The organism is Rhodococcus sp. T2V, from assembly GCF_029269925.1.
Taxonomy (GTDB): domain Bacteria; phylum Actinomycetota; class Actinomycetes; order Mycobacteriales; family Mycobacteriaceae; genus Rhodococcus_F; species Rhodococcus_F koreensis.
Window position 1 is genome coordinate 68,172 of record NZ_JARJBD010000026.1, and the last position, 14,299, is coordinate 82,470.

At 69.3% G+C, this 14,299-nt stretch carries 7 protein-coding genes, 1 tRNA gene and 1 pseudogene; 5 read left to right on the forward strand and 4 right to left on the reverse strand.

Features of this window, described 5'->3' with window-relative positions:
* Positions 1–2: 2 nt before the first annotated feature.
* A complete protein-coding gene (locus tag P3H15_RS22295) occupies positions 3–9,326 on the reverse strand; it encodes a type I polyketide synthase (protein WP_276139237.1) in 9,324 nt (3,107 codons plus the stop codon).
* A gap of 456 nt (positions 9,327–9,782) precedes the next feature.
* On the opposite strand from P3H15_RS22295, the gene P3H15_RS22300 reads away from it, so the two are divergent.
* The 5 genes and pseudogenes from P3H15_RS22300 to P3H15_RS22320 all read left to right on the forward strand — a co-directional run bounded on the left by P3H15_RS22300 (position 9,783) and on the right by P3H15_RS22320 (position 11,879).
* Positions 9,783–10,442, forward strand: a complete 660-nt coding sequence (locus P3H15_RS22300) for a hypothetical protein (protein WP_276139238.1) — start codon at positions 9,783–9,785, stop codon at positions 10,440–10,442.
* Positions 10,439–10,852 (forward strand): annotated as a pseudogene (locus P3H15_RS22305) (HNH endonuclease). Before P3H15_RS22300 ends, P3H15_RS22305 begins: the two are co-directional and overlap by 4 nt.
* Positions 10,853–10,899: 47 nt before the next feature.
* A tRNA-Leu gene (locus P3H15_RS22310) sits at positions 10,900–10,984 on the forward strand.
* Between the two features lie 131 nt (positions 10,985–11,115).
* Positions 11,116–11,517 carry a transcriptional regulator gene (locus tag P3H15_RS22315; protein ID WP_276139239.1) on the forward strand — a complete coding sequence of 134 codons (402 nt, stop codon included), beginning with the start codon at positions 11,116–11,118 and terminating at the stop codon, positions 11,515–11,517.
* On the forward strand, positions 11,514–11,879 hold the full coding sequence (locus P3H15_RS22320) for a DUF3817 domain-containing protein (protein ID WP_095864954.1): 366 nt from the start codon (positions 11,514–11,516) through the stop codon (positions 11,877–11,879). Before P3H15_RS22315 ends, P3H15_RS22320 begins: the two co-directional genes overlap by 4 nt.
* A 156-nt stretch (positions 11,880–12,035) precedes the next feature.
* Here P3H15_RS22320 and rdgB read toward each other — a convergent pair whose 3' ends face one another.
* The 3 genes from rdgB to P3H15_RS22335 are packed head-to-tail and all read right to left on the reverse strand — an operon-like array spanning position 12,036 to position 14,248.
* Positions 12,036–12,653, reverse strand: coding sequence for an RdgB/HAM1 family non-canonical purine NTP pyrophosphatase (gene rdgB / locus P3H15_RS22325; RefSeq protein ID WP_276139240.1), 618 nt, complete (start codon positions 12,651–12,653; stop codon positions 12,036–12,038).
* Positions 12,654–12,657: 4 nt separating this feature from the next.
* Positions 12,658–13,446, reverse strand: a complete 789-nt coding sequence (gene rph, locus P3H15_RS22330) for a ribonuclease PH (RefSeq protein WP_072947017.1) — start codon at positions 13,444–13,446, stop codon at positions 12,658–12,660.
* Positions 13,447–13,489: 43 nt separating this feature from the next.
* Complete coding sequence (locus P3H15_RS22335) at positions 13,490–14,248, reverse strand: cyclic nucleotide-degrading phosphodiesterase (protein ID WP_276139241.1); 759 nt, start codon at positions 14,246–14,248, stop codon at positions 13,490–13,492.
* Positions 14,249–14,299 lie beyond the last annotated feature (51 nt).

Below are 14,299 nucleotides of genomic sequence, written 5' to 3' on the forward strand. Positions count from 1 at the left end.
TCCTACTTGCAGCCGGGCAGACCCGAGCTGTACACGTCGTCCGCACCCAGGCGCGCGGCCTCGGTGAGCAGGACGTCCGCCTCGAGCTGACGGGACGCGGCGGCCGGGACGCTGTCGCCGCCGAAGCGACGATCCGCCGGACGCTCGTACAGGCTGCCGCCGCCGACCATGGCCTTCGCCAGACGACGCTGACCCTCGACGGTGCGCTTGCGTGCCTGCTCGAGGTACGCCTCACGCCGGTCGGCCGGGATGGCCTCGACGAACGCCTGCGAGTGGACGACCGCGACCATGCCCGACACGTGCCCGAAGCCGAGGCTGGTCAGCAGACCGGCCTTCAGCGGGAACTGCTCGCCGAAGCGGAGCGCCTCCCGGGCCCACACGAGGTGTTCGAACTCGGCCATCTTCTCGTCGACGCAGTCGAGGCTGCGGTTCGGCGGCACGATGCCCTGGTCCAGCACCTGGCAGAGACCGATCAGCTGGAATGCTGCGGCACCACCCTTGGCGTGTCCGGTGAGGCTCTTCTGCGAGATCACGAACAGCGGTGCACCTTCACTGCGACCGAGTGCCCCGGCGAGGCGCTCGTGCAGCTCCGCCTCATTGGGGTCGTTGGCCGCGGTGGACGTGTCGTGCTTGGAGATCACCGAGATGTCGTCGGCACTGACACCGAGCTTGCCGAGGGACTGGGCGAGCTGCGAATCCGCTCCCCCACGACCCGCGCCGAGCGCACCGATTCCGGGAGCCGGGATCGACGTGTGGACACCGTCCGCGAACGACCCGGCGTAGGCGACCACACCGAGGACGGGCAGGCCCATCTCGAGTGCCAGGTCACCACGGGCCAGCAGGATGGTGCCACCACCCTGCGACTCGACGAAGCCGCCGCGACGACGGTCGTTGGCCCGCGAGAATCGACGGTCGTCGATGCCCTTGGCCCGCATGTCCTCGGTCTTGGCCGTGGCGGACATGTCACCGAATCCGATGATGCCCTCCGCGCTGAGGTCGTCGAAACCGCCGGCGACCACGAGCTGTGCCTTGCCGAGCTTGATCTTGTCGACGCCCTCCTCGACGGACACCGCAGCCGTGGCGCACGCCGCAACCGGGTGGACCATGGCGCCGTAACCGCCGACGTAGGACTGGACCACGTGCGCCGCAATCACATTCGGCAGGGCTTCCTGCAGGATGTCGTTCGGCCGGTTCTCACCGAGCAGCGTGTCGATGTATAGCGACCTCATGGAGGTCATGCCGCCCATGCCGGTGCCCTGGGTGTTGGCGACCAGCGAGGGGTGCACCCACCGCAGCAGTTCGCTGGGCGTGAACCCACCGGTGAGGAACGCGTCCACCGTGGCGACGATGTTCCACAGGCCCACCCGGTCGACGGAGTCGGCCATGTCGGCGGGGATGCCCCACTTGGTGACGTCGAAGCCGGTCGGGATCTGGCCACCCACGCTGCGCGTGAGCTTCATCTTGCGGGGGACGCGGATCTCGGTGCCCGCACGGCGGGTGACCTGCCAGTCACCGCTGTCCGGAACCGGTGCCGCGACCGTGTTCTCCGGGTCGGCCTCGACGAAGGCGAGTGCCTCCGCCTCGGTGCTGACCACGAAGCTCAGGTCCTTGTCGAGGAAGACCGACGTGAGCAGCGGTGCGGTGTTCTCGATCATGGCGCCGTCGTCGACGTAGCGACGGATGCCGCAGTTCTCGACGACCGTGTCGTGGTACCGGTCTGCGATCTCGGCCTCCGGAACCAGTTCCCCGGTCTCGGCGTCGTACCAGCCTGCGGACGGCGTGGTCTCCCACACGACGAGTCCGGTGTTCCAGGCGAGTTCGAGAACGCCTGCCGCCGAAAGCTCTTCGTCGACCTCCATCTCGAAGCGGGTGCGCGAGGAACCGAACGGTCCGAGCTCACCGGCGCCGACGATGACGACGAGGTCCTCCGGAGCCGCAGTGACGCCGGACCAGGCCGGAGTCACCGACGCGGAGACCCGCGGCGGGGCGGGCAGGGCCGCGATGGTGTCGAGCGCCTCCGCGACCTCGTCGGCCTCGGCGGCGGCAGCCGCAGCGTCCTGAGCCTGCTTCGCCAGAGCGGGCAGATCCAGGTTCGCCTGGGCGAGCCCACCGGTCAGATCGGCCGCGAGCGGCTCGGTGGAGGCGAGGCGACGTGCCTCGGGCTCGCACCACTGCAGCAGCTCGGTGGCCATTTCCTGGGTGGACCAGGTACGGACTCCGGCGCCTTCGACGGCCTCGACCAGCGGGTCGTTGCCGCCCATCAGGCCGGTTCCGCGGACCCAGCCGATGAGAGCGTGCACCAGGGTGACGCGCTCGGCCCAGTTCCGCTCGGCCTTCCAGCGGCCGACCACTGCGTCCAGCGCGGCCTTGGCCTCGCCGTACGCGCCGTCGCCACCGAACAGACCGCGGTTCGGGGAACCGGGCAGCACGACGTGCAGGTGGGTGTCGACGTCACGGTCGTAACCGATCTTCGACAGTCCGCCGATCAGGCGCTCCACCGACCACAGGAGTACACGCATCTCCATTTCGGCGCGGGCGCCGGCGTCGGCGAGGTCGCCTGCCACGCGGGGCGCGGCGAACGGGAACAGCAGCGTCGGGGTGACCGCTTCCTTGACCAGCTTCTTCGATCCACCGGCCGTCTCGTACTGGGCTTCACCGATCCACTCGATGAGTGCGTCGATGTCCGTGTAGGACGCCATGTTCGCGGGAACCACCCACAGGGCGGCACCGGCGCGGGCATTGCGGCGGTACAGGTCGCGGTAGAAGCCGAGACGCTTGTCGTCGAGACGCGAGGTGGTCACGAAGACCGTCGCGCCGCCGGCGAGGAGCTTCCCTGCGACCGAGGCCGCGATGGAGCCCTTGCTGGCGCCGGTGACGACGGCGACCTGGTCTGCCCATTCCGGGGTCTCGTCGGTGACGACGACTGCCGCCTCCGCGATGCGTCCGTACTTCTCGGCCAGAGCCGTGCGACCCTCGTCGGTTGCGCGGGCCTGCCACCATGCGGCCTGCGCCGCAACGGACTTGCCTGCACCGGCGAAGCCTTCGATCTCGAGGGACTCGGAGCCTGCCGCGTCGATCCACAGACGAGCCAGGTCCTCACGTGCGCTGGCCCAGCGGTCGTCGAGGAGCACCGCCCGCTTGGCGTCGAACGCGGGAGCGACCAGTCGCGGCCAGTCGGAACCGAGTTCCGCCGACACCAGGTCGACGAGTTCGGTGTCCGTCGGCTGCGCTGCAGCCGCCGTGTCACCGGCGAAGCCGAGCTGCTCGAGCACGAGGCGGGCAGCCGAGGCCAGCACGCCGTCGCGGCCCGTGATGTGCTCGGTGAACTCACCCAGCGCCGCTGCGTCGACGGTGCCACCGGCTCCGCCGCCCGAGGACGGGAGGGAGACGCTGATTCCGCGGCGCGAGGCCACTGCGGCCACTGCGCTGTCGATGACGGCGTCCACTGCGGCACCGTCGGCGAGACCGCCGCCGGCCAGGCCGCCGAGGTCACCACCACGGATGCTGGAACCGTCGCGGGTTCCGAGCGCCACCTCGGCGGTGACGTGGTACGCCCAGCCGTCGCCGAGTTCCCAGACCTTCTTCACACGGTCCGCGATGGCCGCGGGACGACGACCCGAGGGGCCGAAGACCTTGCGGAGGTGGTCGTTGATCGAGTCGGACAGCACCGGGCCGAACGGCTTGTACGTGCGGGCCAGGGAGTCGACCGTGCCGGCGAGCGAGCCCATGTCGGCGTCCGCGGCACCGTCGATCGCGCCGAGCGAGAGCTCGGAGCCGAGGTCGACGAGCAGCTGGTTACGCCGCGAGGACACGCCGTCGCACAGCGCCTCGATCGTGTCGACGGGGCCGACCTGGTCGGGGCGGAGCTTCGTCCACAGGCTGATCAGGACCTTGGTGGCGTCGGCGGCCTTGAACGCGATGTCGTCGGGACGCGGTCCACCGGACGGTGCGGCTGCCGGGGCCGGAGCCGCGGCGGGTGCGGCCGATGCGGCGGGAGCCTCGGCTGCGGGTGCGGCCGGCTCGTCGTCCTCGACCGGCGCCGGATCGACGTCGGTGGAGTACACGATCGCGGCTTCACGCTCGATGTTGAGGACCTCGACCGGGTAGCCGAAGCGGCCCGGCAGCTTGAGGGTCTGCGACGCGAGGTTCGCGACGGTCGGGACCGAGCCCAGACCGATCTCGACGAACCGCTCGACACCCAGTCCACCCTCGGACTCGTCGGCGAACAGCAGGTCCTGCGTCTCGATCCAGCGCACCGGGCTGGCGAATTGCCAGGCCAGGAGCTCGGTGAGGACGACGCGGGTGAGCTGAACCGGCTTCTTCGCCCAGGAGTCGAAGTCCTTCAGCACCTTGTCGAGGGGCTTCGACGGCACCAGGTCGGCGATCTCCTGCACGAACTCCTTCTCCAGGGAGAACGGCTTGGGCACCAGGTTCGGGATGTAGCGCCCGATCAGGATGGCCGGGTCGATGTCCTGCGGAAGCAGTTCCTCGAGACGTCCACGGAAGTCGTCGACACCGCCACGCAGCACCGTCGAGTGGAACGGGACGTCGATGCCCGGGACCATGATGTACGCGCGCTTGCCGCCGAAAGCCTCACGGCGGATGTCGATCTGCGTCTCCAGCGCGTTGAGCCCGGCGACCGTGCCCGCGATGGCGTACTGCGAGCCACGCAGGTTCAGGTTCACGATCTGCAGGAACTCACCGGTCTCCTCGGCGACACCGGCGACGAACGCCTCGACGTCGTCGTCGGCCAGACCGATCTGCGACGGGCGGATGGCAGCCATCCGGTAGTCGGAGCGGCCTGCCTCGTCGCGGGGAACGAGTGCGTGCATCGCGGAGCCACGCTGGAAGACCACCTCGAGAACGGCTTCCAGAGGCAGCACACCGGCGACGGCGGCGAGAGCGTTGTACTCACCGACCGAGTGGCCTGCGAGCAGGGCACCCTCGACGAACGCGCCGGACTCACGGAGCTCGGCGACCTGAGCCACACCGAGAGTCGCCATCGCGACCTGGGTGAACTGGGTCAGGTGCAGGACACCGTCCGGGTGCTTGTGCTCGATGCCACGCGCCTTGACGACCGTCGGGTTGTCGCGGACCACGGCGAGGATCGAGAAGCCGAGGGCCTTGCGGGTGTGCTTGTCGGCGCGGTCCCAGATCTCGCGGGCGGCCTTGGAGCGGGCGCGGGCGTCGAGGCCCATGCCCGGACGCTGGATGCCCTGTCCGGGGAACGCGTAGACGGTCTTCGGGGCGGACGTGCGACCGGTGGCGACCATCACGAGGTCACCGTCGATGCGGCAGCCGACCTCGACGATCTCGGCACCGCGGTCGGTGGCGATGCGGTCGACGCGGACGTCGATCTCGGCGCCGGGGCGGACCATGCCGAGGAAGCGTGCGGTCCACGCGGTGAGGCGACGCGGCGGCGTCTTGGTCTCGGCCGGGTCCACGGCGGTGACGACCTGCTGGGCGGCGGCGGAGAGCCACATGCCGTGCACGATCGGGCTGCCGAGGCCGGCGAGCAGTGCCGCGTTGTCGGAGGTGTGGATCGGGTTGTGGTCGCCCGACACCTGGGCGAAGGAGCCCATGTTGCGGGGAGCCACGATCGTGGTGTCGCGGCGACGACGACGCGGGGTGTCGACGGCCGCGTCACTGAGCGAGCCACCGGCGCGGGCCGGGTCGGACAGTTCGCCCTTGCCGGTGCGGCCGCGGATCGCGAAGCGCTCCGACAGGGTGACGACGGCAGGCGCGTCCAGGCCCTCGCCGAGCATGGCGCCGACCTCGACCTTGACCTCGACGACGCGGCCCAGATCGGTGTCGAGAACCGAGGCGACCTCGGCCTTGACGACGAGAATGCTGGTCTCCGAGGGCAGTTCGCCGACGAAGTCGACGCTGTGGTCCAGGTGGACCAGGTCGAGCATGCCCTCGATGACGGAGAGCGAGTCCTCGGTCTTGGCGGCACCGAGCACGGCGAACACGGCCGGCCAGCAGGCGCCGACGACCACGTCCGGAACGGCCTTGCCGCTCACACTCAGCGTCGTGGGCAGACCCGAACCGGTGACACCGGCGTGGTCGGCGACCAGGTCGGGGGTCCACGCCAGGTTGAGCCGTGCGACACCGTTCTTGACGGCGGGCAGTTCCTGACCGGCCGCGACCGCGAGGAGAGCCGTCATGGACTTCTCGGCGTCGGCCTCGGTGACCACGGGGGCGCCACCGTCGACGACGGACGCGGGAACGGTGATGGTGATCTCGACCGACTTGCCTGCGACCAGCGGGACGGTGAGGAGCACCTGGCGGTCCTCGATCACGGACAGCTCGGCACCGGTGGTCTCGTGGACCGCGCGGGTGTCGGACTCGACCGACCACTTGTCGAGGTCACCGAGCCGGCGAACCGGGTTGAGGGTCAGGCGCGAGGCCCACTGGATGTCGGGAGCCGAGAGAACGGTGTCGAGGAGGCCGCGGGCGATGTCCGCGTGACGACGTGCGGGCAGCGACTGCGGCTCGGCGCCGGCGGTGACCAGCTCGTCGTAGGTGGCCTTCTCGAAGCGGTCCAGCAGCTCGCCGACGGGCTCGTCGGCCCGCGTGATGCCTGCGACGGCGACGGTGCCGGGGATGACGCAGACCTGGTCCGCGGTGTAGCGGGGATCGTGCGCCTGCCACAGCGAGTCGGAACGCCACCAGCGGCGGACGTCACCGTCGACGACGGGCACGAAGTTGACCGGCTTGCCGGGGGTCTTGCACAGCGAGACGAAGAACGACACGTCCGCGGGGTGCAGAACCGTGGTCGCGTAGTCGGGGTACTGGGCCTGCAGGGCGCAGATTGCCGCCTCGGGACGCTCGAGGATCGCCTCGTCGGCGAACAGGGTGGGGATGGGTCCGCGGTCGACCGGGTGCAGACGCGACTCGGTGCGCTGCAGCATCTCACCGAAGCGCGCACGCCAGGTGATGTCGAGCCACGGGCTCTCGGTGGCCTCGACGATGGCGTCCTGGAGGTCGGTGCCGCAGTCGAATGCCTTCGCCGCGTCGATGCCGACGGCCAGCTCGAGGTAGCGGCGCAGCCACTGCTCGTACGTCATCGTCGCGACGTCGCCGAAGAACGGCTTCGCCGTGACGTTCAGGGCCTCGATGATCTCGTCGCGACGCTCGGCGACGGCGTCGGCGTCGCCGGCGACCTCGTCGAGCAGGCGGCCGGTGCGGGACGCGGCGTTGTCGATCTCGTGGATGTCGGCGCCGAGCTGGCTACGGCCGGAGGCCATGCCGCCCTCGGCGGTGCCCGCACCGACCCAGTCCGGGGTGCCGGGGGTGTCGACGAGGAGCTGCTTGACATCGGGAGACGTGGTCGCCTCGAGGGTGGCCATGGCGGCGGTGCCGACCAGGATGCCGTCCAGCGGCATCGCCGGGAAACCGTGCGCGACGGACCAGCGGCCGGTCAGGTAGTCGGCAGCCTGCTCGGGCGTGCCGATGCCGCCACCGACGCACAGGACCAGGTTCGGCCGGGTACGCAGCTCGGCGTAGGTGTCGAGGAGCAGGTCGTCCAGGTCCTCCCACGAGTGGTGGCCACCGGCGCGGCCGCCCTCGATGTGGGCGATGACGGGGAACGAGGGAACCTCGTTGGCGATGCGGATGACGGAGCGGATCTGCGCGACCGTGCCCGGCTTGAACGCGACGTAGCTGAATCCACCCTCGACCAGGTCGTCGATGATCGAGACGGCGTCCTCGAGCTCGGGGATGCCTGCGGTGACGACGACGCCGTCGAAGGGGGCACCGGCTGCGCGGGCCTTCGGGACGAGGCGCTTGCCACCGACGTGGAGCTTCCACAGGTAGGGGTCGAGGAACATCGAGTTGAACTGCACGGCGCGGCCCGGCTCGAGCAGCCCGGTGAGCTTCTCGACGTTGTCGGCGAAGATCTGCTCGGTGACCTGGCCACCGCCGGCGAGCTCGGCCCAGTGGCCTGCGTTGGCGGCAGCGGCGACGATCTTCGGGTCGACCGTGGTCGGGGTCATGCCCGCGAGCAGGATCGGCGAACGACCGGTCAGCTTCGTGAAGGCGGTCTCGACGCCGATGCGTCCGCCCGGCAGCGACACCGGCTTCGGGAGAAACTCGGTCCACGCGGCGGGAACCTCGGGGGTTGCGCCCGGGGTCAGCAGGTTGCGGTGACCGCCACGGGTCGCGGCGGCGACGATCCCGACGCCCTGGCCGCGAACACTGGCCGACGTCATGCGGGTGAGGAGGTCACCGGGTCCGAGGTCGAGGATCCATCCGGCACCGGCTTCGATGGTGCTGTCGACGGCCGCGACCCAGTCGACGGGATCGACGAGGCAGGCGCTCGTGAGGGCACGGGCCTTCTCCTCGTCGAGACCGCAGCGCACGGCCCACTGGCCGACGATGTCGATCGTCTCCGCGAGTGCGGGGTGGTGGAAGCCGATCTCGACCGCAAGGGGCTCGAAGACGGGCGCGAAGATGGAGCCGCCACGCTTCTTGGCGTCGCGCTCACGGGCCTCGTCGGCCTCGATCTGCTCGCACCGCTGCTGGACGCGTGCCAGCTGGGCGGGCGGGCCGGACAGGACGACGCGGCGACGGGCGTTGCGGATGCCGAGAACCGCTGCGCGCTCGGGCTCGAGGCCCTCGGCGAGCTCCTCGACGATCTGACGGAGCCGTTCCGGATCGACATTGGAGACGGCCAGCATCGGGGTGGCGTCGGCGGCGGAGATGACTCCGCGACGACGGCCGACCAGACCGGCGGCAGCACCGATGAGCTGAGCGAGGGCGAGGAGTTCGCCGTCCTTCTGACCGGAGGAGGCGACGGCCTCAGCGGCGAGGAGTCCCTGGGAGTGGCCGATCACCGACACGGGAGCCGTAACCGCGGGATCGAGGCCCTGAGCTGCCAGCGCACGCAGCGCTGCGATCTGGGTGAGGAAGACGCCGGGGAGGGACACCGCCGCCGAGGTGAGCGCTGCCGCGGAAGGTCCGGACGCCTGGGCGTCGTCCTCTTCGTCGGCGAGTTCCTGCTCGAGGATCCATGCGATGGGGTCGAATCCGACCGGGCGCACGACGAGCAGCTCCTGCGCCACGGGGGCGAGGAAGTCGGCCGCGTCGTTGACGAGGGTGGTGAGTGCCGGCTCGAGTCCGTTGTCGCGGCTCAGTTCCTCGAGCGAGCTCAGCCAGGGTGCGCCCTGACCGCCGAAGGCGAGCGCGTACGGCTCACCTCCGAGCAGACGATCCACCAGGGTGCCCTTGCTCGACGACCGAGTGTCGTCCCGGTCTACGCCGATGCGCCGCGAACCCTTCGAGTTGCTTCCGTTTCCTGCGGGTGTCGTGTCGTCAATCGTCACGCGTATGTCCTCTCCTGGTCCCCTCTGGGGGGAGGTGGGGATTGCTGTCTGCTGCCCTCGGCATCGTGTGCCTGCTGTATCGGCTCTGATCAGCTCTTCCGGGCTGCTCAAGGTTGACACAGAATCATGAGGATTTCCTCACGTTCACGAGCCGCAGCGGCGTCACAGCCGCACATCGGAGAAATATCGCGTGATGTCCCTCACAGACCTACCGCGAAGTGACTGACGGGTAGATCACGTCCGCGCTGGACGTAGGCGGTGCAAGGACGTCCAAGAACCTGAGGAAAGCCTCACATTAATCGTTATCAATTCGTTACTACCTTGACGAAGTCCCAGGTTCATGCACGTATGCGCCCTCGAAACCGGGTCCGGAGCGCGACGAAAGCGAACCTGTCGGACCCTCGCACTAATGTTCGATTCCGGGAACAGCCGACAGCCATTCTCCGGGGGGAAGAAATGACCACAGCCCACGTCCGCGCCCTACTCGATCACATCGACGCCGAACTACCGCGAGAGTCGTGGCCGCACTGGACGGACGGCTGGCCGCACGAGATCGAAGCCGCCCTCCTCGACGCCGCCTTCTCCGCCCGCGCGACGTACGGCACGCCCACCACCGGAGTCCGCGCCGTCATCACCCGCTGGCGCGATCACCGCGGCGCGCCCCTCGACGACCTCACCGCACTCGCCGCGCACGCCGACGAACCCGAGGGCCTCCCGGCGGTCCTGAACAACCGGCAGCGGGTACCGGGGAACTACACCACCAAGGCCCAAGCCGTCGCCACGGCCGCACACTCGCTCACCGAACTGGGCTGCTCTACCTCCGCGGATCTCCGCAGCGACGACGCGCAGCGGTACGCCGTCGTCACCGTGCCCGGGTTCGGGGCGGCCACCTGGGAATGCTTCGCCATGCAACTCGGCGTCCGCACGGCCGCATCTCACCAGTTGGTGTGCGATTTCCTCGTCGAGACACTCGCGCTCGAATCACCCCCATCGACTGCAGACGCCGAAGACCTCGTCGCCGCCGCGGCGGCGCGGCTCGAGATCACGCCCGCCACCTTCACCCATGCGATCTGGCGATACCAGCGCCGGCAGCGGCGGGCCGCAGGTGCGAGATGAAGTACACGAAGGATGTTCTGCAACGGGCAGTCGATGAATCGACGAGCGTGGCAGGCGTCATGCACTACCTCGGACTGAAACCCGCGGGTGGGACGCACGGGCACCTGCGGCCCCGAAACTGAATGACGTGGCAGGAGATCCTGGTCCGGCGCCCGGCCGACAGCAGGCGCGTTGCACCTCACCTGTTGCGCGGCGCCCTGATCGAGGCCGGCGTCGAGTACAAATGCGTTCTCTGCGGACTCGGTGACGACTGGTGCGGACTCCCACTGATCCTGCACGTAGATCACATAAGGGGTGACCCGTCCGATTCCCGGTTGGAGGAAGTTCGCTTCCTGTGCCCCAACTGCCACAGCCAGACTGCAACCTGGGCGGGGCGAAATATCGGGAACGGCGGCGAACGCACCGGCTGACGTGGGTGCGCCGGAGCGTCGCGCCCATGGCGTAGTCTGTGCTTCGCGCGCGAGTGGCGTAATTTGGCAGCCGCGTCAGGTTTAGGTCCTGGTGTCCGAAAGGACGTGGGGGTTCGAGTCCCCCCTCGCGCACTTCTCGGCTGTGTGCCGATTCGGTGGCCGTGTGCCCCGGCCAGCTCGACCGTCGCGGGCGAGCCTGTGACCGCCGCCATAGCGGCAACCTCTCCTAGCAGCGCATTCAGCGATTCAGGTACCGTCGTTACGTGTCCGGTAACCGTAAGCAACGCCGCCCCGCGCTGATCCTGTTGGTGGTCGTCGGGGCTGTCGGGTGCCTCGCACTCGGCTGGTGGCAGTGGACACGGTTCGAAGCGGTGGGCGGAACGGGCCAGAATCTCGGGTACGCATTCCAGTGGCCGCTGTTCGCGGCGTTCCTCGTCTACGCCTACCGGCGCTTCGTGCAGCTCGAGGACGCCGAGCCGGCAGACACCACGGACGTCCCGGCCGCGTCCGCCGAACTGCGGGAAATCCCGGCCGACGTCTTGCCCCCGCGCCCCGCGGCGGCCGAGGACGACGATCCGGACGACCTCGAGAGCCTGCAGATTTCGCAGTACAACCAGTACCTCGCCGAGCTGTCCGCTCGCGAGACCGATAGGAGCACCACGTGAGCACGGGCCAAGACGAGACGACTGCCGGTTCGGTCGCAGATACCGCGAAGCAGAAGAAGATCGCCCCCGCGCTCCTGCGCTACCGCGTCCTCGCCTACGCCACCGGTGTGTGGCTGCTGGTCCTCACCGCAGAGATGGTCGCCAAGTACATCTTCAAGGTCGACAACCTGCCCACCTGGATCGCCGTGGTCCACGGCTGGGTGTACTTCGTCTACCTGCTGGTGACTCTGGACCTGGCGGTCAAGGTGCGCTGGCCCGCGGGCCGGACGGTCGGGACGCTCCTGGCGGGCACCATTCCGTTCCTGTCGTTCTATGTGGAACATCAGCGGACCAAGCAGGTCCGCCGCGACTTCGATCTCTGATCGGGCCGCTGGGCTCCGTCACATGACGACCGGCTGACCGGTGATCATCGCGATCACGTAGGTCAGCCAGCCGAGCCGTGTCTGCGGCACCATCGTCGGGGACATACGACCCTCCTGCCCTGCAGCGGAATGTGTGCCCCTGCAGGGTAGCGAGTGTCAGCGTCCGGAGAGCGCCGCCAGGGCGGGGACGAGTTGGACGAGCGCCCGCCCCCGGTGCGAGGAGGCATCCTTCTCCTCGGGTGAGAGCTGGGCGGCCGATCGAGTGTCCCCTTCGGGCACGAACACCGGGTCGTAGCCGAATCCACCGTCGCCGACCGGCTCACCGGCGACGCTGCCCCGCCATTCGCCCCGGACCACCGTTTCCTCGCCGCCGGGTACCACGAGCGCGCACGCCGAGACGAACGCCGCACCCCTGCGGTCTTCGGGAACGTCGGCAAGCTGAGCCAGAACCAGTGCGGTGTTCGCCGGATCGTTGCCGTGCGTGCCCGACCACCGGGCGGACAGGATTCCGGGCATACCGTTCAGCGCGTCCACCTCGATTCCGGAATCGTCTGCGACGCAGGGCAATCCGGTGGCGGCGGCACCGTCGCGCGCTTTCGCGAGGGCGTTCTCCTCGAACGTCGCACCGGTTTCGGGGGCCTCGGGGTACTCGGGCACGGCGTCGAGCCCCACCAGTTCGATCCCGTCGACACCGGCCGCCGCGAGCACGCGATGCAGCTCCCGGAGCTTCTTCGCGTTGCGGCTGGCCACCAGCACCCGTGTGGTTTCCGGCACCGGTCTAACTCCCGAACTTCTTCTTCGACGTCTCCGGGACCTTCGGCTCGGGAAGCTCACCAGGATAGGGCAGTTCGAGTGCCGCCTTCTGGATCTCGAACAACTGCTCGCAGCCTGCGAGTGCGGAATCCAGCAGTTTGTCGAGCGTGCTCCGCGGGAAGGTTGCGCCTTCGCCGGTGCCCTGGATCTCGACGAGAGTACCGGTGTCGGTGGCCACCACGTTCATGTCGACCTCGGCGCGCGAGTCCTCCTCGTACGGCAGGTCGAGGCGCACACGGCCGTCGACGACGCCCACACTCACCGCGGCGATGCCACAGGAGATGGGCTGAGGGTCGGCGAGGCGGCCTGCGGCACGGAGGTAGGTCACCGCGTCGACGAGGGCCACGTAGGCGCCGGTGATGGCGGCGGTGCGGGTTCCGCCGTCGGCCTGCAGGACGTCGCAGTCGAGGGCGATGGTGTTCTCACCGATGGCGGCGAGATCGATGCACGCGCGGAGGGAGCGTCCGACGAGACGGCTGATCTCCTGGGTGCGTCCCCCGACCTTGCCCTTGACGGACTCTCGGCCGCTGCGGGTGTGGGTGGCGGCGGGCAGCATGGCGTATTCGGCGGTCAGCCAGCCGAGCCCGGAGCCCTGACGCCAGCGGGGAACGCCGTCCTCGACGCTGGCGGTGCACATCACCCGGGTGTTTCCGAATTCCACCAGCACCGATCCCGCGGGATGAGTGGTGAAGCCTCGGGTGATCTTGACCTCGCGGAGTTCGTCGTCCGCCCTGCCGTCTTCTCGTGTGGTCACAGCGGAGAGCCTAGTCGTCCCCGGGTGGGGCGCGGACACGGCGTCAGACGGTGTAGACGCCGCCCGCGGACACTGCGTGCACGGGACCGGAGAATTCGGCCTTGGCCTCGGCGATGACGTCTTCGCGGGACGTCCACGGCGGGATGTGGGTGAGTAGCAGTTCGGCGACACCCGCGCGGTGCGCGACCTGGCCGGCCTCGGTGCCCGAGAGGTGGATTCCTTCGGGCCGGTCCGGGCCGTGTGTCCACGACGCCTCGGCGAGCAGCACATCGGCGTCGCGGGCGAGTTCGATCACTTCTTCGCACATGCCGGTGTCGCCGGTGTAGACGAGGGTCCGTCCGGCACCGTTGGTCAGGCGGAACCCGTAGGCCTCGGGCGGGTGGTTGACCCGCCGGGCCGTGATGGTGAGATCGCCGACCGTGACCGGTTCGCCGTCGGCCCAGTGGCGCAGATCGATCGTGTCGGAGATGTCGTCGATGTCGCCGCCGCACTCGGCGGACGCGACGCCGATCCGGCGAGCGGTGTCGGACGGGCCGTAGACGAGGGCGCGCCCCTTCGGCGGGTTCGGATGATAGCGACGCCAGACGAGGAGTCCGGGGAGGTCCAGGCAGTGGTCCGCGTGCAGATGACTGAGAAGGACGGACACCTCGCCGGGATCGGCGAACCGCTGGAGCGCACCGAGGACACCGGGTCCGAAGTCGAGTACGAGCGGCGGTGTGTCCGGCGCGGTCAACAGATAACCCGATGCAGGTGAGTCTGGTCCGGAGACGCTCCCTGAACATCCCAGGACGGTAATGCGCATACCCGCCATGCTGCCACGACGACCCGTTTCGGAAAAAGCTTCCGACGGAAT